The sequence below is a fragment of the Klebsiella electrica genome (assembly GCF_006711645.1).
In the GTDB taxonomy this organism is placed as follows: domain Bacteria; phylum Pseudomonadota; class Gammaproteobacteria; order Enterobacterales; family Enterobacteriaceae; genus Klebsiella; species Klebsiella electrica.
Genome location: NZ_CP041247.1, coordinates 3,857,917 through 3,881,144 on the forward strand (window position 1 = coordinate 3,857,917; position 23,228 = coordinate 3,881,144).

The 23,228-nt window shown below is 59.9% G+C and carries 20 protein-coding genes; 6 read left to right on the forward strand and 14 right to left on the reverse strand.

Annotation, left to right across the window (positions count from 1 at the left end):
- Positions 1-26: 26 nt before the first annotated feature.
- Together Electrica_RS28465 and Electrica_RS18465 are read right to left on the reverse strand one after the other, a co-directional pair.
- Positions 27-185 (reverse strand): hypothetical protein, encoded by a 159-nt coding sequence (locus Electrica_RS28465; RefSeq protein ID WP_167686247.1) that lies wholly within the window; start codon positions 183-185, stop codon positions 27-29.
- 453 nt (positions 186-638) lie between these two features.
- Positions 639-1,976 (reverse strand): aspartate aminotransferase family protein, encoded by a 1,338-nt coding sequence (locus tag Electrica_RS18465; protein WP_141965132.1) that lies wholly within the window; start codon positions 1,974-1,976, stop codon positions 639-641.
- Between the two features lie 180 nt (positions 1,977-2,156).
- Here Electrica_RS18465 and Electrica_RS18470 point away from each other — a divergent pair, with 180 nt between their 5' ends.
- Positions 2,157-2,921, forward strand: a complete 765-nt coding sequence (locus Electrica_RS18470) for an SDR family NAD(P)-dependent oxidoreductase (protein WP_141965133.1) — start codon at positions 2,157-2,159, stop codon at positions 2,919-2,921.
- A gap of 246 nt (positions 2,922-3,167) precedes the next feature.
- Here the strand turns inward: Electrica_RS18470 and Electrica_RS18475 are convergent, their stop codons facing one another.
- The 4 genes from Electrica_RS18475 to Electrica_RS18490 are packed head-to-tail and all read right to left on the reverse strand — an operon-like array spanning position 3,168 to position 6,143.
- Complete coding sequence (locus tag Electrica_RS18475) at positions 3,168-3,929, reverse strand: amino acid ABC transporter ATP-binding protein (RefSeq protein WP_131047607.1); 762 nt, start codon at positions 3,927-3,929, stop codon at positions 3,168-3,170.
- Complete coding sequence (locus Electrica_RS18480) at positions 3,922-4,587, reverse strand: amino acid ABC transporter permease (RefSeq protein WP_141965134.1); 666 nt, start codon at positions 4,585-4,587, stop codon at positions 3,922-3,924. The genes Electrica_RS18475 and Electrica_RS18480 overlap by 8 nt, the downstream gene beginning before the upstream one ends.
- A 14-nt stretch (positions 4,588-4,601) precedes the next feature.
- Positions 4,602-5,243 (reverse strand): amino acid ABC transporter permease, encoded by a 642-nt coding sequence (locus Electrica_RS18485; RefSeq protein ID WP_100686196.1) that lies wholly within the window; start codon positions 5,241-5,243, stop codon positions 4,602-4,604.
- A gap of 48 nt (positions 5,244-5,291) precedes the next feature.
- On the reverse strand, positions 5,292-6,143 hold the full coding sequence (locus Electrica_RS18490; protein WP_131047605.1) for a transporter substrate-binding domain-containing protein: 852 nt from the start codon (positions 6,141-6,143) through the stop codon (positions 5,292-5,294).
- A gap of 232 nt (positions 6,144-6,375) precedes the next feature.
- Here Electrica_RS18490 and pdxR point away from each other — a divergent pair, with 232 nt between their 5' ends.
- Entirely contained in the window at positions 6,376-7,842 is a 1,467-nt protein-coding gene (pdxR, locus tag Electrica_RS18495) for a MocR-like pyridoxine biosynthesis transcription factor PdxR (RefSeq protein WP_141965135.1), read from the forward strand.
- A gap of 317 nt (positions 7,843-8,159) precedes the next feature.
- Here pdxR and Electrica_RS18500 read toward each other — a convergent pair whose 3' ends face one another.
- From Electrica_RS18500 to Electrica_RS18530, 7 genes are read right to left on the reverse strand one after another with little or no spacing between them, the layout of a single operon-like run.
- Positions 8,160-9,428: a Zn-dependent hydrolase gene (locus Electrica_RS18500; protein WP_141965136.1), complete on the reverse strand. Its 1,269-nt coding sequence runs from the start codon at positions 9,426-9,428 to the stop codon at positions 8,160-8,162.
- A complete protein-coding gene (locus Electrica_RS18505; RefSeq protein WP_141965137.1) occupies positions 9,418-10,602 on the reverse strand; it encodes an amidase in 1,185 nt (394 codons plus the stop codon). Before Electrica_RS18505 ends, Electrica_RS18500 begins: the two co-directional genes overlap by 11 nt.
- Positions 10,603-10,633: 31 nt before the next feature.
- Positions 10,634-11,644: an ABC transporter ATP-binding protein gene (locus Electrica_RS18510; RefSeq protein ID WP_141965138.1), complete on the reverse strand. Its 1,011-nt coding sequence runs from the start codon at positions 11,642-11,644 to the stop codon at positions 10,634-10,636.
- Positions 11,634-12,677 (reverse strand): ABC transporter ATP-binding protein, encoded by a 1,044-nt coding sequence (locus Electrica_RS18515; protein ID WP_141965139.1) that lies wholly within the window; start codon positions 12,675-12,677, stop codon positions 11,634-11,636. Before Electrica_RS18515 ends, Electrica_RS18510 begins: the two co-directional genes overlap by 11 nt.
- A gap of 2 nt (positions 12,678-12,679) precedes the next feature.
- A complete protein-coding gene (locus Electrica_RS18520) occupies positions 12,680-13,570 on the reverse strand; it encodes an ABC transporter permease (protein WP_131047599.1) in 891 nt (296 codons plus the stop codon).
- Positions 13,571-13,572: 2 nt separating this feature from the next.
- Positions 13,573-14,526 carry an ABC transporter permease gene (locus tag Electrica_RS18525; protein WP_131047598.1) on the reverse strand — a complete coding sequence of 318 codons (954 nt, stop codon included), beginning with the start codon at positions 14,524-14,526 and terminating at the stop codon, positions 13,573-13,575.
- Positions 14,527-14,543: 17 nt separating this feature from the next.
- Positions 14,544-16,208: an ABC transporter substrate-binding protein gene (locus Electrica_RS18530; protein ID WP_141965140.1), complete on the reverse strand. Its 1,665-nt coding sequence runs from the start codon at positions 16,206-16,208 to the stop codon at positions 14,544-14,546.
- A 334-nt stretch (positions 16,209-16,542) separates the two neighbouring features.
- Between Electrica_RS18530 and Electrica_RS18535 the strand changes: the two genes are divergently transcribed.
- The 3 genes from Electrica_RS18535 (at position 16,543) to Electrica_RS18545 (ending at position 19,449) form a co-directional block, all read left to right on the forward strand.
- Positions 16,543-17,658 (forward strand): YbdK family carboxylate-amine ligase, encoded by a 1,116-nt coding sequence (locus tag Electrica_RS18535; RefSeq protein WP_141965141.1) that lies wholly within the window; start codon positions 16,543-16,545, stop codon positions 17,656-17,658.
- Between the two features lie 83 nt (positions 17,659-17,741).
- Positions 17,742-18,470: a phosphodiester glycosidase family protein gene (locus tag Electrica_RS18540; protein WP_407081265.1), complete on the forward strand. Its 729-nt coding sequence runs from the start codon at positions 17,742-17,744 to the stop codon at positions 18,468-18,470.
- A 604-nt stretch (positions 18,471-19,074) separates the two neighbouring features.
- Positions 19,075-19,449 (forward strand): hypothetical protein, encoded by a 375-nt coding sequence (locus Electrica_RS18545; RefSeq protein ID WP_141965142.1) that lies wholly within the window; start codon positions 19,075-19,077, stop codon positions 19,447-19,449.
- Between the two features lie 99 nt (positions 19,450-19,548).
- Here Electrica_RS18545 and Electrica_RS18550 read toward each other — a convergent pair whose 3' ends face one another.
- Positions 19,549-22,263, reverse strand: a complete 2,715-nt coding sequence (locus Electrica_RS18550; RefSeq protein ID WP_142255923.1) for a cation-transporting P-type ATPase — start codon at positions 22,261-22,263, stop codon at positions 19,549-19,551.
- Between the two features lie 509 nt (positions 22,264-22,772).
- Here Electrica_RS18550 and Electrica_RS18555 point away from each other — a divergent pair.
- Positions 22,773-23,021: a DUF1158 domain-containing protein gene (locus tag Electrica_RS18555; protein WP_100686160.1), complete on the forward strand. Its 249-nt coding sequence runs from the start codon at positions 22,773-22,775 to the stop codon at positions 23,019-23,021.
- Positions 23,022-23,228: the final 207 nt, after the last annotated feature.

Genomic DNA, 23,228 nt, shown 5'->3' on the forward strand with positions numbered 1-23,228 from the left:
CCCCGGTGGCGCTGCGCTTACCGGGGCTACGGGGTCGTGCGGTCAGGTAGCCCGGATAAGGCGCTCGCGCCGCCATCCGGGTGGTTTTCCGCTGGTGTCCGGAAATATCCCCCGGTGGCGCTACGCTGACCGGGGCTACAGGGGAGTGCGGCCAGGTAGCCCGGATTAGGCGCGCGCGCCGCCATCCGGGTGGTTTCCCGCCGGGGGCCGGTAATATTCCCCGGTGGCGCTGCGCTGACCGGGGCTACAGGGGCGTGCGGTCAGGTAGCCCGGATTAGGCGTTTACGCCGCTATCCGGGTGGGTTCCCACAGGTGCCCGGAAATATTCCCCGGTGGCGCTGCGCTTACCGGGGCTACAGGGACGTGCGCTCGGGTAGCCCGGATTAGGCGCACGCGCCGCCATCCGGGTGGGTTCCCGCAGGTGTCCGGAAATATTCCCCGATGGCGCTACGCTGACCGGGGCTACGGGGTCGTGCGCTCGGGTCGCCCGGATTAGGCGCTTGCGCCGCCATCCGGGTGGTTGCCCACAGGTGCCCGGAAATATTCCCCGGTGGCGCTGCGCTGACCGGGGCTACGGGGTCGTGCGGTCAGGTAGCCCGGATTAGACGTTTACGCCGCTATCCGGGACCCGCGTTGGTTTATTTCGCCAGCTCGGTAAAGCGGGCGAATACGCTGTCAAAAATCGCCAGCCCTTTGGCAATCTGCCCGGCGCTGATGGTACAGGGCGGCACCACGTGAATGCGGTTTTCCACCACAAAGGTCAGCAGACCTGCTTCGGTTAACGCCCCCTTAATCGCCGCCATATCCGCTGCGGTTAACGGCGTTTTGCGTTCACGGTCGCTAACCAACTCCAGCGCCTGGAACAGGCCGCGGCCGCGGACATGACCGATAATGGCGTGTTTTTCCGCCAGCGCTTCCAGCTCCGGACGCAGGACCTGATTCCCCATCTGCGCCGCGTTTTCCACGATATTCTCCTCTTTCATGGCATCGATCGTCGCCACAATCGCCGCCATCGCCAGCGGATGGCCGGAATAGGTCAGACCGCCGGCAAAGAAGTGATCGTCAAAATAGCGGGCAATCGGATCGCTAATCAGCACGCCGCCCGCAGGCACGTACCCGGCATTAACCCCCTTGGCAAAGGTCACCAGATCCGGCACCACGCCATCCTGCTCGAAGGCAAACCAGCTGCCGGTTCGGCCAAACCCGGCCATCACTTCATCAAGGATCAGCACAATGCCAAACTCATCGGCCAGCGCCCGCACGCCCTGCATATAACCGTCAGGCGGCACCAGAATGCCTGCGGTACCGGGAATCGACTCCAGCAAAATCGCGGCGATGGCGCCAGGGCCTTCGCACTCAATGATGCGGCGCAGATGCGCCAGCGCGCGCTGACACTCCTCCTCTTCGGTGGTGGCATTAAATTCGCTGCGATAGAGATACGGGTTGAAAAAGTGCACGTGGCCGCGCGAGTATTCGTTCGGCACACGACGCCAGTCGCCGGTGGCGGCGATCGCGCTGCCGGTATTGCCGTGGTATGAACGATAGGCCGACAGCACTTTATCGCGCCCGGTGTACAGCCGCGCCATGCGAATGGCGTTCTCGTTGGCATCGGCCCCGGCATTGGTGAAGAACACTTTGCTGAAGCCTTCCGGCGCCAGCTCGACGATGCGTTTCGCCGCTTCGCCGCGAGCGAGGTTGGCGGTCGCCGGCGCAATCGTCACCAGCTCCTCCAGTTGCGCTTTCATCGCCGCCAGCACGCGCGGGTGCTGATAGCCGATATTGACGTTAACCAGTTGACTGCTGAAATCAAGGTAGGTTTTACCGTCATAATCCCACAATTCACAGCCCCTGGCCCCGGCAATCACCAGCGGGTTGATGTTGCCCTGTACCGACCACGAATGAAAAACATAAGCGCGATCCAGTTGGCGAACGTCATCGTTGCTTACCGTTACATCGTTCTGTATTGCCAGCTTCATACCCTGCCCTCTGATGTCATTGTTGTTCGCCTCATCATTGGTCGCCCGGCGGTAAAAGGGATAGAGCCAGTCGCTCGAAAAGGTTGTGACACCGTGTCACAACGCCACCGGACAACTGGCCCTGTGTCGCCGCGCGCGGCGTTTTTATAGTGAGGGCAACAATGCGCACAGGAGAGTGAAATGACCACCAACAACGTAGTGTTTATTACCGGGGCCACCTCCGGTTTTGGAGAGGCGGCGGCACAGGTGTTTGCCGAGGCGGGCTGGTCGCTGGTGCTGAGCGGGCGTCGTCTGGCGCGCCTGCAAAAACTGTATGACCGGCTGAGCCTGCTGGTACCGGTACATATTATCGAGCTGGACGTGCGCGACAGCGAGGCCGTTGCCGCCGCGGTGGCCGGGATGCCTGCCGCCTTTACCGATATCAAAACGCTGATTAACAACGCCGGGCTGGCGCTGGCGCCGCAGCCGGCGCAGAAGGTCGACCTGCAGGACTGGAAAACGATGATCGACACCAACGTGACCGGCCTGGTTAACGTCACCCACGCGCTGCTACCGACGCTGATTCAGCACGGTGCCGGCGCCAGCATCATCAATATCGGCTCTATTGCCGGTCAGTGGCCCTATCCGGGTAGTCATGTTTACGGCGCCAGCAAAGCGTTTGTCAAACAGTTCAGCTACAACCTGCGCTGCGATTTACTCGGCACCGGGGTGCGGGTGACCGATCTGGCGCCGGGCATTGCCGAGACCGAATTTACCCTCGTGCGCACCAAAGGCGACCAGGCGGCGTCCAATAATCTGTATCGCGGTACCACCCCTCTGAGTGCGCAGGATATCGCGGAGCAGATGTTTTATATCGCCACCCTGCCGGATCATATGAATATCAACCGTGTAGAAGTGATGCCGGTGCGCCAGGCCTGGCAGCCATTCGCGATTGACCGGGATTGAGGTTAAACCAGCCTGATTTATCTCCCCCCTCCCCGGTGGCGCTGCGCTTAGTCGGGCTACCCGACTGCACGCCCTGTAGCCCCGGTCAGCTTAGCGCCACCGGGGGATATTTCCAGGCACCGACGGGAAACCACCCGGATGGCGGCGTGAGCGCCTTATCCGGGCTACCCGACTGCACGCCCCGTAGCCCCGGTAAGCGCAGCGCGACCGGGGAGATCGGCTGCAGATGATTGGGCCCGCCGCTGATTAGCGGCTGCTCTGCAAAAACTGGCGGACGCGTTCGGAGTCCGGGTTGGTGAAAAATTTCTCCGGCGGGGCTTTCTCAATCAACAACCCTTTTTCGAGAAACACCACTTCATCCGATACCTGACGGGCAAAGTCCATCTCATGAGTCACCACCACCATGGTGTAGCCCTCCGCCGCCAGCGCCTTCATCACCCCCAACACTTCGTTGACCAGCTCGGGATCCAGTGCCGATGTCGGTTCGTCAAACAGAATCACCTCCGGCGACATCGCCAGCGAACGGGCAATCGCCACCCGCTGCTTCTGCCCGCCGGAGAGGGTAATCGGCCAGGCGTCGGCTTTGTGCGCCATCCCGACCTTTTCCAGCTGCTGTATGGCTATGGCAGACGCTTCATCGCGTTTCATCCCTTTGACGTGGAGCAGCGCTTCGCTGACGTTCTGCTGCACGGTCAGGTGCGGCCACAGGTTAAAGCTCTGGAACACCATCCCCACCCGCTCACGAATCTTCGACAGCTGACGGTGGGACATGGCTTTGCCGTTCTGTTCATCAATCCCCAGACGCTGGCCGCCGATATGAATCTCCCCGCGGTCCGGCTGTTCCAGCCAGTTCATGCAACGCAGCAGCGTCGATTTACCGGAACCAGACGACCCCAGGATGCTGACCACCGACCCCTTTTCAACGGTCAGATTGATGTCACGCAGCACTTCAATATTATCAAACTGTTTGGAGACGTTTTTAATGCTTACTGCAGTGGTATCAGACATGACTCAATCCTCTTCTGGCTCCGTGGGCGCTAAGTCGCTTAATCAGCAACTCCAGCAAAATGCTGATCGCCCAGTAGAGTGCAATCGCGACGATAAAAGCGTTAAACGGGATGAACCAGGTCGCCTGCACGCTGTTGGCGGCGGCGGTAATTTCCTGCACGGTGATAATGCTGAGAAAAGCGGTATCCTTCAGGCAAATAATCAGCTGGTTGCCAAACAGCGGCAGCGACGACGAGACAATATTCGGCAAAATAATCCGCCGGTATATTTGATAGCGTGAAAAACCTTGCGCCACCGCGGCCTCAATATATCCGGCGGAGAAGACCCGGCGCTGGCTGCGCAGAATTTCAAAGAAATAGGCGCCGTGGTAAATCATCAGCGCCACCAGACCTGCGGTCCAGGCGTCCATACTGATCCCCACTTCCGGCAGGCCGTAATAGAGCAGATAGGCGAGGATTAAGAACGGAATCGCGCGCATCAGGCTGACAAACGCGATAATCACGCGGTTAAGCCAGCGCTTTTGATATTCGGTGACGTAGCACAGCACAATGCCAATCGCTAACCCCACAACGGCGGCCAGAATGAAGAGCTCAAGCGTAGCGATCAGGCCAGCAATAAAGCTGTCGCGCGCTGACCAGATAATGGCCCACTGATTCATAGATCCTCCTGTTGTTATCGTGCCAGGCGTTTTGCTTTACGCTCCGCCAGTCCCTGTAGCTTCAGCAGCATACCGATTATCACGACGTAAAGCAGACCCGCCGCGAGAATCGGCGACAGGGGCTCATAGGTGACGGATGAGATACGGTTGGTGACGCGGGTCAAATCGACCACGCCGATCACCGCAATCGCCGGGCTGCCTTTAATCAGGAAAGACATTTCGTTCACCAGCGCCGGCAGGCTTTCGATCCACATTTGCGGCAGCATGATGTAGCGAAAATAGGTCCAGCGGCGCATCCCCACGGATTCTGCCGCCTCGCGCTGCTCGCGCGGGAAGGTGCGGAACGCATTGCGCCAGATTTCAGCGTTAAAAGCCGAGGTATTGAGGGTCAGCGCTACGATTGCCGCGACGTTTTTATCAAGATTAATCCCCACCGTGGGCAGCGAGAGAAACAGAAACAGCACCAGCGTCACCAGCGGCGTGGCGCGCGCCAGGCTGATATAGACCACCAGCAGCTGATCAACAATCGGGATACGCAACATCCGCACCAGGGCGATCAGCAGGCCAATCACCACCCCAAAGACGATGGCGATGGCCGAAATCCAGAGGGTCGTCCATGCGCCTTCAATCAATAACTGCCAGGAAATTGCATCCATATGGCCCTCCTGTGGATTTAAAACGCGGCGGTGACCCGCCGCAAAATGTTACAAACCAGCCAGTTTGTGGAACTGTTCCGGACTGGTAATCGCTTCTGTCGGGAGGTTATCGTAGGTTTCGCCAAACCATTTTTTCTGCAGCTCGGCAAGCTTGCCGGTTTCACGCATATGATTGATAAATTTGGTCATGTAGGCCAAAAGCTGCGGCGAGTTTTTCGGAATCGGCCACGCCATGTAGCCCGGTCCGGACACCGCCAGCCCTTTGGCAAAGACCTTCGGTTTGGCTTTCGCCAGGTCGTTAACCGAAATCACCACGTTAATCACGTAATCGAGGCGCTTATTGGCAAGGTCGGCGTAGGCTTCCGGGTAGGAGGGATACTCCACCACCGGCCCGAGTTTACCGCCGGTTTTTTCCAGCATCGCTTTCAGCTCAGGCAGTCGCGCCAACAGCGCGCTGCCCGCCTGCAGGCCCACTTTTTTGCCGCTCAAATCGGCGATGGTATTAAGCGAGTTATCGCCGGCGCGCTTGACAAAATAGTGCTGCGCCGAGGCCCACGGCGGCGTGAAATCAAACACCTTAAGCCGGTCGTCGGTAATCACCGCGCCGGTTAACGCCATATCGTACTGACCGGTGGAGACCGCCGCTAACAGGCCGGTCCACGGCAGGATGCTCTGGTCGACGTGGAATTTCGCATACTTGCGTAGCTCCTCCAGCATATCTTTGTTAAAGCCATCGGCCTGGCCGTTACTCATAAAGTTAAACGGCGCGTAATCATCTTCGGTCGCGACTTTCAGGGTGCCGGATTTTTCAATTTCCGGGAGATCTGCTGCCGCTGCGTGATAAGAGAAAGCCATTGCCATAACGGCGCCCAGACACATTGAAGCCAACGATTTTTTCATCAATCCACCCCTAATTAATTCGCCAGACGTGTTCATTCCCGAACATGAAAAGGTTTTGCAAAATTTGTGCCGACGGAAGTTCCGGTCCGCGACTGATGAATGCGTTTTTACTGTAGGGAGCGTTTTTGTTTTCCGGATAGAGCCAGTTGCGCTGCGTCTGTGTGTCAGTCTTTTTCAGGGTGGTATGGAATTTGCTGCAAGGTAAACAGTGTATTCACCTGAGGAGCCCCGCATGATCCGTCACCTTTTGCACGTCGAGTTCGACCAACGTCGCGGTTTACAGGAACAAGTGCGGGAGACGCTGGTGAACGCCATTCTGAGCGGTATTTTTTCTGCCGACACGCCGCTGCCCTCCTGTCGTCAGCTGGCCAGCCAGCTGCGGGTGTCGCGCAATACCACGGCGCTGGTTTTTGAGAGTCTGGTCAGCGAAGGGTATCTCATCAGCCGCCCGCGCAGCGGGTACTATCTGCATCCCGACTATCAACATTCCGCCGGGACAGTTGCCGTACAGGGTGCACCGGATGACGATCGCGCTGCACCACGCTGGGGCGCGCGGCTGCAAATCACCCCCAGCCAGCAGGAGTCGATTCTTAAACCCGCTGGCTGGATGAACTACCGCTACCCGTTTATCTATGGCCAGCCGGATACCCGCCAGTTCCCGCTGACCACCTGGCGTTCGGCGGCCAACTGGCTACACGGCGGTGTGCGCGATCCGGCCTGGGTCGTCGATCATATCGACCAGGACGTGCCAATGCTGATTGAGCAGATTCGCACCCGGGTGCTACCCAAGCGCGGCATCGTCGCCGCCGCGGATGAGATCCTGATTACGCTCGGCTCGCAGAACGCGCTGTACCTGCTCACCCGCCTGCTGATGTCGCCAAAGACCCGGGTCGGCGTCGAGAACCCCTGCTTCCGCGAGGCGATTAATACCTTCCTGCTGGCGGACGCCGATATCGTGCCGCACCCGGTGGACGAAGAAGGGATCGTGCTCGACGATGCCCCCTGCGATTACTACTACGTCACTCCAGGCCATCAGGTGCCGACAGGGGTGGCGATGAGCCAGGCGCGGCGCGGCCAGTTGCTGGAACATGCGGCCCGCCACGATGCGGTGATTATTGAAGATGATTACGACTCGGAAAGTAATTTCATGCTCAACCCGCTACCGGCATTGAAAGCCAGCGACCGCAGCGGGCGGGTGATTTACGTCAGCAGCCTGTCGAAGGCGCTGTCTCCCGGCCTGCGGCTGGGATTTATGGTGGCCGACCCGGATCTGATTGATGAAGCCCGCGCACTGCGGCGGCTGATTTACCGCCATCCGCCCACCAATATTCAGTATCAGATGGCCCATTTTCTCGCCCAGGGGCACTATGAAACCCATCTCCGGCGCTACCACTACGACTCCGCCCAGCGCTGGGACCGCCTCAACAACGCTTTGCAGCAACATCTGCCGGAATGCCGGATCATCCCCGGCAGCGAGCATGCCAACGCCTTCTGGCTGGCCACGCCGGAGCAAATCAATACCCAGCAACTGACCTGGCGCGCCGCCCATGCCGGGGTGCTGATTGAACCCGGCGCGCGGCATTTCCTCAACGCCAACCCGCCGGAAAATTTTTTCCGCATGGGCTTTCACGCCATCAATCCTGATGCGATTGCGCCCGGCGTCGAAGTGCTGTGCCGCCAGCTGGCGCAACTGGGATAAACGCAGTCTGTCATCGCCCACCCGCGCATCCTGCATCCCGTAGCCCGGATGAGGCGCTCGCGCCGCCATCCGGGGAAATGCCCCCCGGTGGCGCTGCGCTTACCGGGGCTACAGGGCGTGCAGTCGGGTAGCCCGGATAAGGCGCTCGCGCCGCCATCCGGGGAAATCCCCCCGGTGGCGCTGCGCTTACCGGGGCTACAGGGCGTGCAGTCGGGTAGCCCCGGTAAGGCGCTCGCGCCGCCATTCGGGGAAATCCCCCCGGTGGCGCTGCGCTTACCGGGGCTACAGGGCGTGCGGGCGGGTAGCCCGGCTCCCGGTTACACCACCTGCGCGTATTGCAGCATCACCTGCAGCAGCACGTTTGCGCCGGCAGCGACATGCCCGGGAGAGGCGTACTCGATTTCGTTATGGCTAATCCCGTCTTTGCAGGGAATAAAAATCATCCCCGTCGGCGCCAGATAGCTCATATACACCGCATCATGCCCGGCACCGGAGACTATCTCCCGCGCCGGATAGCCCAGTCGCGCCGCCGCATCGGCAATGGCCTGCTGGCAATCCGCATGGAACGGCGCCGCCGGGTAATGGCTGACCTCCTGCAACGCCACCGCCAGGCCGCTCTCCTGCTGTACCTGATCGATAAAATCCCGCAGCTGGCGGTCCATCTCATCGACCGCCGCGTCGCTGAGATTACGCATATCAATAGAGAACCTCACCTCGCCCGGCACCACGTTGCGGCTGTTGGGATAGACCTGCACCATCCCCACGGTGCCGCGCCCCTCTTTGCTACGCCCGGCAATCGCCACCACCTCCTGCATAATTCGCGTCGCCACCTGCAAGGCATCCTGACGCAGACGCATCGGCGTTGGCCCGGCATGAGACGCCTGCCCCGTCACCACGCAATCGTACCAGCGGATACCTAATACGCCCTGCACCACGCCGATGATTTTCTCCTCATCTTCAAGAATCGGCCCCTGCTCGATATGGGCTTCAAAGTAGGCGCCGATCGGATGATCGCCGGGCGTCTGGTTGCCGATATAGCCGATACGCGCCAGCTCCTCGCCCACCGTTTTTCCCTGCGCATCCTGCGCGGCATAGATTGTATCCAGCGGGAATACCCCGGCAAAAACGCCGGACCCCATCATCACCGGCACAAAACGCGAACCTTCTTCATTGGTCCAGAACACCACTTCAATCGGCGCTGCGGTTTCAATATCGAGGTCGTTGAGCGTACGCACCACCTCCAGCGCCGCCAGCACCCCGTAGTTGCCGTCAAATTTCCCGCCGGTAGGCTGAGTATCAATATGGCTGCCGGAGACAATCGGCGGCAGCAGCGGATTACGCCCTTCCCGGCGCATAAACACGTTACCGATTCTATCAACGGTGACGCTCATCCCCGCCTCTTGCGCCCAGCCGATGACTAAATCCCGTCCCTGTCGGTCGAGATCGGTGAGCGTCAGGCGACAGCAGCCGCCCTTCGGCGTCGCGCCGATTTCCGCCAGCGCCATCAATGAATCCCATAACCGCTCACCGTTAATACGCCACCCCGCCATCTCTGCAACCGGGGTAAAAAGGACCTCACTGCTCATCTTTGTCTCCTTGCGCGAATGCAACGGCCAGCTCCACCAGCAGACGATCGCTGCCGCGTGGCCCTAAAAAAGAGATGCCCAGCGGCAGACCACCGGCCTGAGCGACCGGCAGCGTCACCTGCGGACGCCGGGTCATCACCGAAATCAACAATAAATCGTGAGAAAGACGCCGGATGGTCTCAATCTCCTCGGCCTGCGCCGTCAGCAGCGGCGCACCGTCGGGCACGGTGGGCAGAACCAGTATCGCGTCGCCCAACCGCGCATCCCACCAGCGGGTAAAGTGCTCTCGCCGCTGGCAGGCGGCCTCGTACTGTGCCGGCGTCACCGCTTTTCCCCATAAGAAGCGTTCGCGCACATCCGGCCCCAGCTGCAGGCCATAGCGTTCTATCGTCTCCCCCTGCGCCTGCCAGGCCTCGAATCCCTGAATCTGCCGAAAGGCGAGATAAATCTCGTCGATATCCGGCAGCGGCGCGTTCAGCGGCGCGATGGCGCCAAATACGCGCGCAAGCCGCTGCCTGACCGGTAACAGTGCCTGCTGGCTACGCAACGGCAGGCGGGAAAAGAGGGCCTCATGGCATACCAGCGCCGCACCGGCAATCGCCGGAGGCTTCGCGTCCAGCAGGCAATCAGCGACCGCCCGAAAGACCTCCGGCGTTTGGGCGAAGAAACCGCAGGTGTCCATCGTGGCGCACAGCGGCTGGCAGCCGTCGAGCGAAATACGCCCGTGCGTGGGGCGCAGGCCAAACAAGCCGCAGTAGCTTGCCGGGGTGCGCACCGACCCGCCGGTATCGGTGCCCAGCGCAAAATCGCACACGCCGTTCGACACCGCCGACGCCGACCCGGATGACGAGCCGCCGGGAATATGGTTCGGCGCGGCACCGTTGCGCGGCGTGCCGTAATGCACATTGTGGCCGCTCATCGAGTAGGCCAGCTCGCTGGTGTGGGTTTTACCGATAAAACGGGCGCCGTTATCCAGCAGAATCTGCACCACCGGGGCGGTACGGCGTTTAATGCCGGAGAGCGCCAGTACATGCGGATTGCCGCCGCCGGTGGGATAGCCCGCAACATCAAACAGATCTTTGACGGCAAAGGTCATCCCGCTGAGCGGCCCGCTCAGGGCGTGGGGGACCGGCTGCGGCGGGTAAGGCATAAATGCGTGATTATCATCCTGCACAGGTATCACCTCCTTTATTCAGGCCGACCGTTCAGGCATAGCGCACCGGTTTTTCAACGGCCGGGGTCAGCTCTCGCCAGCGATGACAGCTCACCACATGACGCGGGTCAACCTGTTCGGTCACGGGTTGAGTTTGCCGACAAACGGGTCTCGCATGCGGACAACGCTCGGCAAACGCGCAGCCCGGCGGCAAGCGGGAAAGATCCGGCGGCGAACCGGGGATGCAGTGCAGCGCGTCGCCTTTTTTCAACCCGTCTTTCGGGCGGCTCCCCAGCAGCACCTGGGTATAGGGATGGCGAGGACGGGACAAAATGTCGGTCATCGAGGCTTCTTCAACGATCCGCCCGGCGTACATCACCGCCACCCGGTCGGCTATCTCCACCGCGGCGCCAATATCATGAGTCACAAAGATAATTGCCAGTTCGCGCTGCTTTTGCTGCTCGCGCAGCAGGATCAGAATCTGGATCTGCACCGTGGCGTCCAGCGCGGTGGTCGGCTCATCCGCCAGCAGCAGCTGCGGGTTGCACGACAGCGCCAGAGCAATCATCGCCCGCTGGCGCATACCGCCGGACATTTCGTGCGGGTAGGCGTCCAGCCGCCGTTCCGGACTGGGGATCCGCACCTGGCGCAGCGCCTCCAGAGCCCGTTCCCGCGCCGCCTGACGCGACAGCCCTTCATGACGACGCAGACCTTCGACGATCTGCTGGCCGACGGTATACACCGGATCAAAGGCCAGCAGCGGCTCCTGAAAAATCATCGCGCAACGCGCGCCGCGATAGGCCCGCAGCCGGGAAGCGCTCATCTTCAGCACCTCCTCATCGCCGACGCGCAGCGTCCCCGAGAGCATGCTGCTTGTGGGCGGATGCAGGCGCATCAGCGCCCGCAGGGTGACGCTTTTACCGGATCCCGACTCCCCGATCAGCGCCATCACTTCCCCTTTATGGACATCAAAAGAGACGCCGTTAACCGCATTCACCGTCTGACCATCGCGGCGAAACTCCACCCGCAGATCGCGGATATGAACAAAAGCCTCATGCGACATGGCTGACCTCCTGAATGGCGATGTTCTGATGCCAGGGCGACGATGGCTGGGCCATCAGGCAGGCGCTTTGATGCCCCTCGCCGACGCTTTCGAGCGCTGGTTTCACCTCGGCGCACACCGCTCTGGCGTGCGGGCAGCGGGTGTGAAACCGACAGCCCGAAGGCGGTGATATTGGGCTCGGCGGATCGCCGTTCAGCGGCGAGGTCAGGGTGCGGTTTTGCGGGTCCATTGACGGCATCGAGCTGAGCAATGCGCGGGTATAAGGATGAGCGGAGGCGGTAAACAGCTGTTCCGCGGGCCCAATCTCCACCACCTCGCCAAGGTACATCACCAGAATGCGATCCGACAGCCAGCGCACCACGTGCAGGTCGTGGCTGATAAACACATAGGTCAGTTCGAGGGTGCGCTTTAGCTCCTGCAACAGCTGCAGTACCTGCGCCTCTACCGACTTATCCAGCGCCGACACCGCCTCATCGAGGATAACCAACCGCGGCTTCATCGCCAGAGCGCGGGCAATGTTGACGCGCTGGCGCTGGCCGCCGGAGAGCGCATGCGGATAGCGGTGGGCAAAACGCTCGGGTTCGAGGCCAACATGGGCCAGCAGATAGCGGGCATATTCGCTGGCTTCTCTGGCGCTCACTCCGTGTACACGCTGGCCGAAGGCGATACTCTCCTCCATCGTCATACGCGGATTGAGCGAAGCATAGCTATCCTGAAACACCATCTGTACCTGACGGCGATACTCTTTCATCGGCAGGCGCGTTGACCCCACCGCCAGGCCGTCAAAGATCAGCTCGCCGCTGTCTTGATTCAGCAACTGCATCAACAGGCGCGCCGTCGTCGATTTGCCGCAGCCGGACTCCCCCACCACGCCCAGCGTTTCACCTTTCATCACCGTAAAGCTGACGTTATCCACCGCCTGCACCACTTCACGGCTTTTTGCGCCACCGGCACGAAAATACTTCAACAGATTATTGACCTTCAGCAGCGGCTGAGCCGGGCCGCCAAGGTCGATATTGATAAAAGGTTGCATCGTTACTCCTTAATCGCCATTGCCGTGCGCAGGCGGTCGGCGAGGATATTGAACGAAATAGAGGTGATAAAAATCATCAGTCCGGGCAGGGCCGCCACCCACGGCTGGGTGTAGATGGCCGTGCGCAGGGTATTGAGCATCAACCCCCATTCCGGCTCCGGCGGGCGCACGCCCAGGCCAAGAAACGAGAGGCCGGAGGCGAGGATCATGCACACCGAAATCAGGCCGGTGGAGAAGACGAAAATCGGTCCCAGCACATTGCCGAGGACCTGGACGCGGATAATGGTAAAGGCGCTGGCCCCGGTAGCGCGGGCGGCCTCGATATAGTCCATATGGCGGACCTGGGCGGTGACGCTTTCCGCAATCCGCGCCACCTGCGGCACGAACACCAGCGTCAGCGACAGCAGCGCGTTGCCAATCCCCGCCCCCAGCGCGCCGGAGAGCGCAATCGCCAGCAGCACCGAAGGGAAAGCGTAAAATACATCGACGGTGCGCATAATCAGGGTATTGGTTTTACCGCCCGCATAGCCGGCGATAATGCCGATGGCGCCGCCGATGAAAAAGGCCAACACCACCGGCACAATGCCCATAAACAGCGACAGTCGGGCACCGAGGATCAGGCGCGACAGCATATCGCGCCCCAGTTCATCAGAACCCAGCACAAAGCCGTCGCTGCCGATAGGTTTAAGGCGTAAAAACATCGAGGTCTGATAAGGGTCTTTCACTATCAGCCACGGGCCAAACAGCGCCAGCGCCAACAACAGCAAAATGATGGCGCCGACGATCAGGCCGCCGGGATCGCGCAGCAGGCGGCGAAACACGCCGCGCCAGTAGCCCTGCCTGGCAGCCACAACCGGAGAAACCGGCGCTATTTTCGTCGCGGTATCCACCATAGTCAGCTCCTCTTAATTCGCGGGTCGAGGGTGGTTTGCAGGATATCCACCAGCAGATTGAGCAGCACAAAGAACAGCGCCAGCACCCAGATAGTCCCCTGCAATAGCGGCAGGTCGCGTTGGAAAATCGCCGTGTTCAGCAACAGGCCGGTCCCCGGCCAGGAGAAGACCGTTTCAACGAGAATCGAGCCGCCCATCAAATACCCCACCTGCAGCCCCATCACCGCCAGCGCGGTTGGCGCGGCGTTTTTCACCACGTGGAGGAAGATGCGCGATTCGTTCAGCCCGCGGGCGCGCAGGCCGACGATAAACTCCTGGCTGAGAATGTCCGCCACCTGCGAACGCACGGTGCGGGCGATAATCCCGGTCGGGATCACCGACAGCGTAATCGCCGGCAGCAGCATGAACTGCAGATGCTCCCGGTCCCACTGCCAGCCAATCTCGCCAATCGGTCCGCCGCCGGTGGCCGGCAGCAGGGAAAATTTGACGCTGAAGACGATGACCAGCAGCATGCCCAGCCAGTAATGCGGCACGCTGACGCCGAAAACCGACAGCAGCGACGCCAGGCGATCAACGATGCTGTTGCGAAAGTAACCGGCGACAAAACCAAACAGGCTACCCAGCACAAAGCCGATAAGGGTTGCCAGCAACGCCAGTCGCAGCGAATAGCTGACCGCCGTCAGCACTTCGCCAAGCACCGGCCGCCCGGTCGCCACCGACATGCCTAAATCGCCATGCAGCGCCCGCCATAGCCAGTGCACGAACTGCAAAGGCAGCGGTTTATCAAAGCCATAGGCCTGCATTAATGTCTGGCGCAGCGCTTCGGAGGCGTCCGGCGGCATTACCGAGACCAGCGGATCGCCCGGGGCAATCTGTACCAGCATAAAACAGATCAGCGCCACTCCGAGCATCGTCGGGATGGCCAGCAGAATGCGATATAGCAGCGTATTGATCATCTGTGCCCCCTGTGCGGTTACTCTTTTTTGCTCACCAGACTGAGATCGATAAACCAGCTCTGCGGCTGCACCACGCCGGTCACCGCAGGCGAGATGGCCCGTGGCCCGACATCATGGGCGACAAACAGGAACGGCACCTGATCGACCAGCGCCGCATGCAGTTCCCCAGCCGCTTTATCCATCTCTGCCGGGGTAAAAGCGTGCTTCACCGCCATCGCCAGCCTTTCCGTCTCCGGCGTTGTGAAGTAGCCCCAGTTGGTGGCGACCGGCGGGAAAGCTTTGGCGGTCGAGAAGCGGATCAGGCCGAAATAAGGATCGTTGACCGCCGCGCTGACGTTGATCGCATCTACCCCCTTCGCCGACGGATCTTTCGCCCCCAGACGCCAGTTGGTAAACAGGGTGTTCCATTCCGTCACTTTGATATCGACATTGAAGAAGCAGCTTTTCAGGCTTTGCTGGATGTATTCATTCATCGGCAGCGGCTGCATCTGCCCGGAGCCGGAAGCGGAAGTCGCCACCGTGACATGCAGCGGTTTCGCGGCGCTAAATCCGGCCTCGGTCATCAGCTTGCGGGCGCTGTCCGGGTCGTATTTGATCTGGAAAGTGGGTTTGCCGTGCCACGGACTGTCGGCTTCATAGACGCCGGTCGCTTCGGTCATGTAGCCGCCGAGATAGCTTTTGAGTTCGGCGCGGTTAAGGCACAGGTTGGCGGCTTTGCGCACGCGGATATCTTTCCACGGCGAGCCTTCGGCAAAGGAGAACTGCCACGGCCACAGGTGCGGCTGGGTGTTGGCGTAGATTTTAAAACCCTGGGCCTTAATCTGATCGACCGAATCCGGCGCCGGGGCTTCAATCCAGTCCACCTGTTTTGACAGCAGCGCGGCGGTACGGGCATTGGCCTCCGGCAGCGGGATCAGCACCACTTTATCGACGCGTGGAATGCGAGCTTTATTCCAGTAATCCGGGTTTTTATCGAGAATCAGCTGCTGGCGCGGAACCAGTTTTTCCATTTTAAACGGACCGCTGCCCACCGCCTGCGCGGCGAACGCCGTCCACGCCTGCTTGCTGCGGGCCGCCGCATCGCCGATGCTGGCCGGGACCGCGTCATACTGTTTCTGCCACGCCGTCGGCGAGACAATAAACAGGTTGGTGATGTTGTACGGCAGCAGCGCATCCGGCTCGGAGGTGGTGAGCGCGACCGTATATTGATCGATTTTTTCCGCGCCGCTCAGCGTCGGCATACGCGACAGCGTATTGCCAATCTGCCCCGGCGCATACTGCGGCGCGGCTTTGTTCAGCACCTTATCGACGTTCCAGACGATAGCGTCGGCGTTCATCTCGCTGCCATCATGAAACTTCACTCCGGGACGGAGGGTAAAAATCCAGCGATTTTGATTCTGCGGGTCAACGTGCCACTCCGTCGCCAGGCCCGGAACCAGGCCGCTGGGCTTTTCGCCCTGTGAAAGATCCCACTCGACCAGCGCATCGTACAGCGGGATACCGGTGAAGCGGTTGCCTTCATACCCCTGATCGGGCTGCCCCAGCGTCAGGGGGATATCGGCGGCGGTCATGGCGATCCGCAGCGTGGAAGCACTGGCCTGCAGGGAGGCAAAGAGCGCCAGCGCGCCGCTCACCGCGACGGCGAGATGACGTTTGCGCAAAAGTACGGTGTTATTTAGCATCACATTGTCCCTGTTAAATAAAGTCGTTATTTAACAGGCAAGATGCATACCAGTTTATCCGTGCGAAAAATAAGTGTGAAAGCGCTTATAAAATAAGAGCAACCTATTATATCTAAATGATTTAAATTGAAAAAATAAACAACCCTTATCTTTACGCACCACCAGAGTGAAATAAGTTGCAGAATTGCACCAGGCAATTTATCGCCCCACTGCAAAGCCCGGTAATAATAACGTAGCGTCACTTTTTATTAAATAAATTCATCATTTCCGCGCAATTATCAGCCCGGGTCGATCCCATCTATACTTCGTTTATCGCGCTAACCAGGGAGTCACCATGCCACTACCCGACTTTCACCGCTCCGACCCCTTCAGCCTGGGGATTGAACTGGAGCTGCAGGTGGTCAATCCGCCAGGATACGACCTGAGCCAGGACTCCTCGCTGCTTATCGATGACGTGAAGAGCGGCCTCAGCGTCGGCGAGGCGAAACATGACATCACCGAAAGCATGCTGGAAATCGCCACCGGGGTCTGTCGTGATATCCACCAGGCGGCGATGCAGCTGGGCGCCATCCAGCAGGCGGTTTTACGCGCTGCCGCCCGGCACCATCTGCACATCTGCGGCGGCGGCACCCATCCTTTCCAGACCTGGCAGCGCCAGCAAATCAGCGATAATCCGCGCTATCTGAAAACCGTGGAGCACTTCGGCTACCTGGCGCAGCAGTCGACGATATTCGGTCAACACGTCCATGTTGGTTGCCAGAACGGCGATGATGCGCTTTATCTTTTGCATGGTCTGTCGCGCTTCGTCCCGCATTGCATTGCGCTGAATGCGGCCTCCCCGTGGCTCGACGGCGCCGACAGCGGTTTTGCCTGTTCGCGCCTCAATTTGTTCGCCGCTTATCCTGACAACGGGCCCATGCCGTGGGTCAATAGCTGGCAGGAGTTTACCCGCCTGTTCCGGCGCCTCAGCTATACCGGCATGATCGACAGTATGAAGGATCTGCACTGGGATATTCGCCCCAGCCCGCGTTTTGGCACCGTCGAAGTGCGGGTGATGGATACCCCGCTCACTGTCGCGCAGGCGATCAATATCGCCGGATTCATCCAGACCCTCGCCTGCTGGCTGCTGGCGGAGAGGCCGTTTAAACACCATCCCGATGACTACCTGCTGTACCCTTTTAACCGCTACCAGGCCTGTCGCTACGGACTGGAGGGCATCAATACCGATGTTCACAGCGGCGAGCAACGCCAGCTTGGCGAGGAGATTTTACAGCTGATCCCTCGCCTCATGTCCTACGCCGATACGCTCAATGCCGCCAGCGCCCTTGAGGCGATCGGGCGCCAGCTGCGGCAGGAGAAGAGCGAAGCCCGGCAGATGCGTGAGTTTGTCGCCGGCGGCGGCTCGCTGATCGGCCTGGTACAAAAACACTGCGAAATCTGGGCGTCATAGCCCGGCAAAAAGGTATACTGCGGCCAATATTGATTTCGCCGCCCCGCGTCTTCCTGCGGCATACCTGGAACGTTCTCATGACTTTGCGCCTCCTGCCGCTGCTGCCAGCGCTGCTGCTTCCCCTCGCCGCGCAGGCCAGCGGGAAATGCACTCTCACCGACCCGTCGCTGACGCTACAAAGCTATACCGTCAATCCACAGCGCGAGCGCATCGCGATGTACTGGAAAAACGCGGATGGCGAGGCCTTCGGTTCGCTGCGTGCGCTGCTGGCGGATATCGATCGGGACGGGCGCGTGCAGATGGCGATGAACGGCGGGATTTACGCGAAGAACTACGCGCCGCTGGGGCTGTATATCGACAAGGGCGTGCAGGAGGCTCCGCTTAACCGCGCTTCCGGCGGCGGCAACTTTTTTATCCGTCCCGGCGGGGTGTTTTATCTGCAGGGGCAGAAGGCGGGGATCGTCAGCATCGATAAATTTAAGCCATCGTCGACGATCGCCTACGCGGTGCAGTCCGGCCCGATGCTGATTGAAAACGGCACAATAAACTGGCGCCTGAAGCCATCCGCCAGCTCACGTAAGCTGCGCAACGGCGTCGGTATCACCCGGCAGGGCCAGGTGATTTTTATGCTCAGCGATCGCGAAACCAACTTCTACGATTTCGCCTGCTACGCGCAGTCAAAGCTCAACGTACGGCAGATGCTCTATCTCGACGGCACCATTTCAAAGATGTACCGGAAAGGCGGCAGCGTGCCGTGGCAGTATCACCCGTTCGTGACCATGATCGCGGTGGAGAGCAAGTCGTCCCCGTAGCCCCGGTCAGCGCAGCGCCACCGGGGAATATTTCCGGGCACCAGCGGGAAACCACCCGGATGGCGGCGCGAGCGCCTTATCCGGGCTACCCGACCGCACGCCCCCGTAGCCCCGGTCAGCGCAGCGCCACCGGGGAATATTTCCGGACACCTGCGGGAAACCTCCCGGATGGCGGCGCAAGCGCCTTATTCGGGCTACCTGACTACATGACCCTGTAGCCCCGGTCAGCGCAGCGCCACCGGGGAATATTTCCGGACACCTGCGGGAAACCTCCCGGATAGCGGCGCAAGCGCCTTATCCGGGCTACCCGACTGCACTCCCCTGTAGCCCCGGTAAGCGTAGCGCCACCGGGGAATATTTCCCGACACCTGCGGGAAACCACCCGGATGGCGGCGCGAGCGCCTTTTCCGGGCTACCCGAGCGCACGCCCCCGTAGCCCCGGTCAGCGCAGCGCCACCGGGGAATATTTCCGGACACCTGCGGGAAACCACCTGGATGGCGGCGCGTGCGCCTTATCCGGGCTACCTGACTACATGACCCTGTAGCCCCGGTAAGCGTAGCGCCACCGGGGAATATTTCCGGGCACCAGCGGGAAACCACCCGGATGGCGGCGCGAGCGCCTTATCCGGGCTACCCGACCGCACGCCCTGTAGCCCCGGTAAGCGCAGCGCCACCGGGGAATATTTCCGGACACCTGCGGGAAACCACCCGGATAGCGGCGCAAGCGCCTTATCCGGGCGACCCGACCACACGACCCTGTAGCCCCGGTCAGCGCAGCGCCACCGGGGAATATTTCCGGGCACCGGCGGGAAACCACCCGGATAGCGGCGCGAGCGCCTTATCCGGGCTACCCGAGCGCACGCCCTGTAGCCCCGGTCAGCGCAGCGCCACCGGGGAATATGACCGGACACCAGCGGTAAACCTCCCGGATGGCGGCGCAAGCGCCTTATCCGGGCTACCTGACTACATGACCCTGTAGCCCCGGTAAGCGTAGCGCCACCGGGGAATAGTTTGTCATCGGGATTCCTTACTGGCGGCGCAGCGTCCCTCCCCTGAACGGAGAGGGACGACGGGCGGATCAGGCGGTTTTACGGAACGGACGGGTCAGCCGCTTCTCGACTTCCACCACCAGGAACATCACGATGGCAATCGCCAGGGTGATAAACCAGTAGCGCAGCGGCAGCGACTCGGTGCCAAACATGGTCTGCATAAACGGCAGGTAGATAATCGCCAGCTGCAGGAGCAGCAGCACGCCGCTGACCAGCCAGATGCCTTTGTTGCGCAGCAGGCCGGTATTTAATGAGAAGCCCTCGCTGCGACGGCAGTTAATCATGTACACCCACTGCGCGGTCACCAGCATCTGCAACAGCACGGTGCGGATAAACTCGGCGCTATGGCCGCGCGGCGTCAGCCAGGCCTCAAGAATAAAGGCGGCGACGGCAATCATGGTGCCGACGAAGGCGACGCGCCAGATGGCGAAGCCATCCATGACGTGCTGGCCGGTTTTCCGCGGCGGACGGTTCATCACGTTGCGCTCCGCGGCTTCGAAAGCGAGACCGAAAGAGAGCGTGGCGGAGGTCGCCATGTTCATCCACAGAATCAACACCGGCGTCAGCGGAATAATGTTCCCCGCCAGCAGGGCGATAATAATCAGCAGCCCCTGCGCCAGGTTGGTGGGCATAATAAACAGAATCGTTTTCTTCAGGTTGTCGTAGACGCGACGCCCCTCTTTCACCGAGCTGGCAATGGTGGCGAAGTTGTCGTCCGTCAGCACCATGTCGGCCGCCTCTTTGGTCACTTCGGTGCCCTTGATCCCCATCGCAATACCGACGTCGGCCTGGCGGAGCGCCGGGGCATCGTTCACGCCATCGCCGGTCATGCCGACGACTTCGCCGGTATCCTGTAGCGCTTTGACCAGGCGCAGCTTATGCTCCGGGCTGGTACGGGCAAAAATGTCGTACTCCACGGCGGCCTTCGCCAGTTCGCCATCGTCCATGTGCTCCAGTTGATAGCCGGTCATCGCCTGGTGGCTGTTGGTGATCCCCAGCATCTGGCCGATGCTCATTGCCGTTTGCGGGTGATCGCCGGTGATCATTTTCACGCGGATCCCTGCGGTCTGGCAGGCGTGAATCGCCTCAATGGCCTCCGGACGCGGCGGATCCATCATTCCGGCAATGCCGAGGAACACCAGGCCTTCACGCAGATCGTCATGGGTCAGCGTCGTGCTGCCGGCCTGCGCCGGTTTACAGGCGGCGGCGACCATGCGCAGCCCCTGACTGGCGAAGCGCGAGATCTCCTCCTCCCAGTACTGGCGCTCGAACGGAACCGTGCCCTGCTTTGTCATCTGCTCGCGGCACAGCGCGAAAATCACATCCGGCGCGCCGGTGAGCAGCACGCGCTCAACATTGTCGATTTTCTGCTGCGTCGCCATGTACTTATACTGTGAATCAAACGGAATTTTGGCTATCAGCTGCGTCTCAACCGGCGGCAGTTTTGCCTTCGCCGCCAGCACTTTTAACGCCCCTTCGGTCGGTCCGCCGGTAATGCCCCACAGGCCGCGCGCGTCCTGCACCAGCTGGCTGTCGTTGCACAGGTCAATGGTACGCAGATACGTTTCCAGCACGCTTCCGGCATGAATCTGTACCGGCTCATCGCTGCCTTCCAGATAGATATTGCCCTGCGGCTCGTAGCTGTCGCCCTCAACCCGGTAGCAGCAGTCGGCAGTGATAATCGCTTTGACCGTCATTTCGTTCATGGTCAGCGTACCGGTTTTATCCGAACAGACTACGGTCATCGCGCCCAGCGTTTCTACCGTCGGGAGCTTGCGAATAATGGCGTGTTTGCGCGCCATCGCCTGCACCCCGAGGGAGAGAATGATCGAGATAATCGCCGGCAGCCCTTCCGGGACCGCCGCAACGGCCAGGCTAATCAGCGAGAGCAGCAGCTCCCCCATCGGGATATCACGCAGGGCCAGGCTGAAGACGAACAGCGCCACCATCATGGCGAGGATAATGACGAAAATCGCTTTCCCCAGCTTATCCATCTGCACCAGCAGCGGCGTGCGATGCTTCTCGATACCGGCCATCATCTGGTTGATGTGCCCAAGTTCCGTCTCCTGCCCGGTCGCCGTCACCACGCCGACGCCACCGCCGGCGCTGATGGTCGTACCGGAAAACACCATATTGGTGCGGTCGCCCAGCGGCAGCTCGCCTTGCAGCGCATCGGTGATTTTATCCACCACCGTTGATTCGCCGGTCAGGATCGCCTCTTCCACGCGCAGGTTGTGGGTTTCGATAAGACGCATATCCGCTGGAACGCGGTCGCCCGCCCGCAGAATAACGATATCCCCCGGCACCAGCTCGCGGGTGGGCAGGGTTTCGTGTTTACCGTTGCGCTGTACCCGCGCGTTGCTGGAGAGCATGTTGCGGATCCCCTGCAGCGATTTTTCGGCGTTGCTCTCCTGCACGTGGCCAATCAGGGCGTTAATGACCGTGACGCCGAGGATAACCAGGGTATCGACCCAGTGCCCCATCACCGCCGTCAGCGCCGCCGCGGCCAGCAGGACGAAAATCAGCACATCGTTAAAGTGGGCGAGGAAACGCAGCCAGGCCGGCTTGCTTTTCTTTTCCGGTAGCGCATTAGGGCCAAAGGAGGCCAGGCGCTCCGCGGCTTCGGCGGAGCGTAATCCCTCGGCGCGGCTTTTGTTCTGCGTCAACACCCGATCAACGCTCTGCTGGTAAGCGGGCTGCGATGCCGTGTCCCCGGCAGGGGGAGTATTATGGGGATGAATCATTCTGGTCAAAATAAATTTTCCTTATAAATTCCGTCATTCGGAAAGCCTGAAATCATTTCTGGCCAATGAACGAATATAATTTTATGTAGCGAGGTAAAATTTGATCCAGGACAATTTACACCCCCTCGCAAAATTTAAAATTCATGATAAGTTAATTCCTTAAACAACTATTACAGAATATTAATAAACATATATTAAACGAGGTCAATTATGTTTGGAATCTACCGCGGACGCCGCCTGGCGCTGTACATCCTGCTGGCTATTATTATTGCCACAGCGGTGGGATATAGCACCTATACTTTTGTAAAGTATACGCTTTAATAATGACGTTAATTGACATTAAGGTGTAATTAATTTAATTACAAACAACGCGAAAAATATTAACAGGAGAAATAAAAATATAATATTAGCGCTACGAATAATGACGTAAAATAATCACTCAGGAAAGTATATTGCGTTGCCTGTCATTTTACCGGACAATATGTTTTTTAACTGATGATTAACAAGTAATGAAACATCCGCTCGAAACGCTGATCGCTGCCGCAGGCATTTTAGTATTGGCCCTGCTCTCTTGTTTACTGCTGCCAGCGCCGTCCCTTGGGTTAACGCTGGCGCAAAAACTGGTCGATACCTTCCATCTGATGGATCTCAACCAGCTCTATACCCTGCTCTTTTGCCTGTGGTTCTTAGCGCTGGGCGCGATAGAATATGTGGTGCTGCGTTGGGTCTGGCGCCGCTGGTTTTCCCTTGAGCGCTAACCCGGTAAAGTCACGCATTCCCGCCGTCAGCTCCCGAGGTCTCAAAGCGGCCCGCCTGGAGCCAGAAACGTAGCGGATAGCGCGCCGCGCTCAGCATGAGGAGCGGCAAACCGACGAGTTCGCCATTGATAACCAGCTTGAGGACCGCTCAACTGGCGCACACCGTCCTCGGCGGCCTGGACTATAAACCATAGAAAGAGCATCCGC

Bases quoted from the DNA above. Each gene is read 5' to 3' on its own strand.
- Electrica_RS18510 (WP_141965138.1), bottom strand. From the start codon at position 11,644: ATGTCGCATGAGGCTTTTGTTCATATCCGCGATCTGCGGGTGGAGTTT.
- Electrica_RS18520 (WP_131047599.1), bottom strand. From the start codon at position 13,570: ATGGTGGATACCGCGACGAAAATAGCGCCGGTTTCTCCGGTTGTGGCT.
- Electrica_RS18475 (WP_131047607.1), bottom strand. From the start codon at position 3,929: ATGTCTGATACCACTGCAGTAAGCATTAAAAACGTCTCCAAACAGTTT.
- Electrica_RS18480 (WP_141965134.1), bottom strand. From the start codon at position 4,587: ATGAATCAGTGGGCCATTATCTGGTCAGCGCGCGACAGCTTTATTGCT.
- Electrica_RS18555 (WP_100686160.1), top strand. From the start codon at position 22,773: ATGAAACATCCGCTCGAAACGCTGATCGCTGCCGCAGGCATTTTAGTA.
- pdxR (WP_141965135.1), top strand. From the start codon at position 6,376: ATGATCCGTCACCTTTTGCACGTCGAGTTCGACCAACGTCGCGGTTTA.
- Electrica_RS18490 (WP_131047605.1), bottom strand. From the start codon at position 6,143: ATGAAAAAATCGTTGGCTTCAATGTGTCTGGGCGCCGTTATGGCAATG.
- Electrica_RS18545 (WP_141965142.1), top strand. From the start codon at position 19,075: ATGGCGGCGCGAGCGCCTTATCCGGGCTACCCGACCGCACGCCCTGTA.
- Electrica_RS18530 (WP_141965140.1), bottom strand. From the start codon at position 16,208: ATGCTAAATAACACCGTACTTTTGCGCAAACGTCATCTCGCCGTCGCG.
- Electrica_RS18500 (WP_141965136.1), bottom strand. From the start codon at position 9,428: ATGAGCAGTGAGGTCCTTTTTACCCCGGTTGCAGAGATGGCGGGGTGG.
- Electrica_RS18550 (WP_142255923.1), bottom strand. From the start codon at position 22,263: ATGATTCATCCCCATAATACTCCCCCTGCCGGGGACACGGCATCGCAG.
- Electrica_RS18535 (WP_141965141.1), top strand. From the start codon at position 16,543: ATGCCACTACCCGACTTTCACCGCTCCGACCCCTTCAGCCTGGGGATT.
- Electrica_RS18525 (WP_131047598.1), bottom strand. From the start codon at position 14,526: ATGATCAATACGCTGCTATATCGCATTCTGCTGGCCATCCCGACGATG.
- Electrica_RS28465 (WP_167686247.1), bottom strand. From the start codon at position 185: ATGGCGGCGCGCGCGCCTAATCCGGGCTACCTGGCCGCACTCCCCTGT.
- Electrica_RS18470 (WP_141965133.1), top strand. From the start codon at position 2,157: ATGACCACCAACAACGTAGTGTTTATTACCGGGGCCACCTCCGGTTTT.
- Electrica_RS18465 (WP_141965132.1), bottom strand. From the start codon at position 1,976: ATGAAGCTGGCAATACAGAACGATGTAACGGTAAGCAACGATGACGTT.
- Electrica_RS18485 (WP_100686196.1), bottom strand. From the start codon at position 5,243: ATGGATGCAATTTCCTGGCAGTTATTGATTGAAGGCGCATGGACGACC.
- Electrica_RS18515 (WP_141965139.1), bottom strand. From the start codon at position 12,677: ATGCAACCTTTTATCAATATCGACCTTGGCGGCCCGGCTCAGCCGCTG.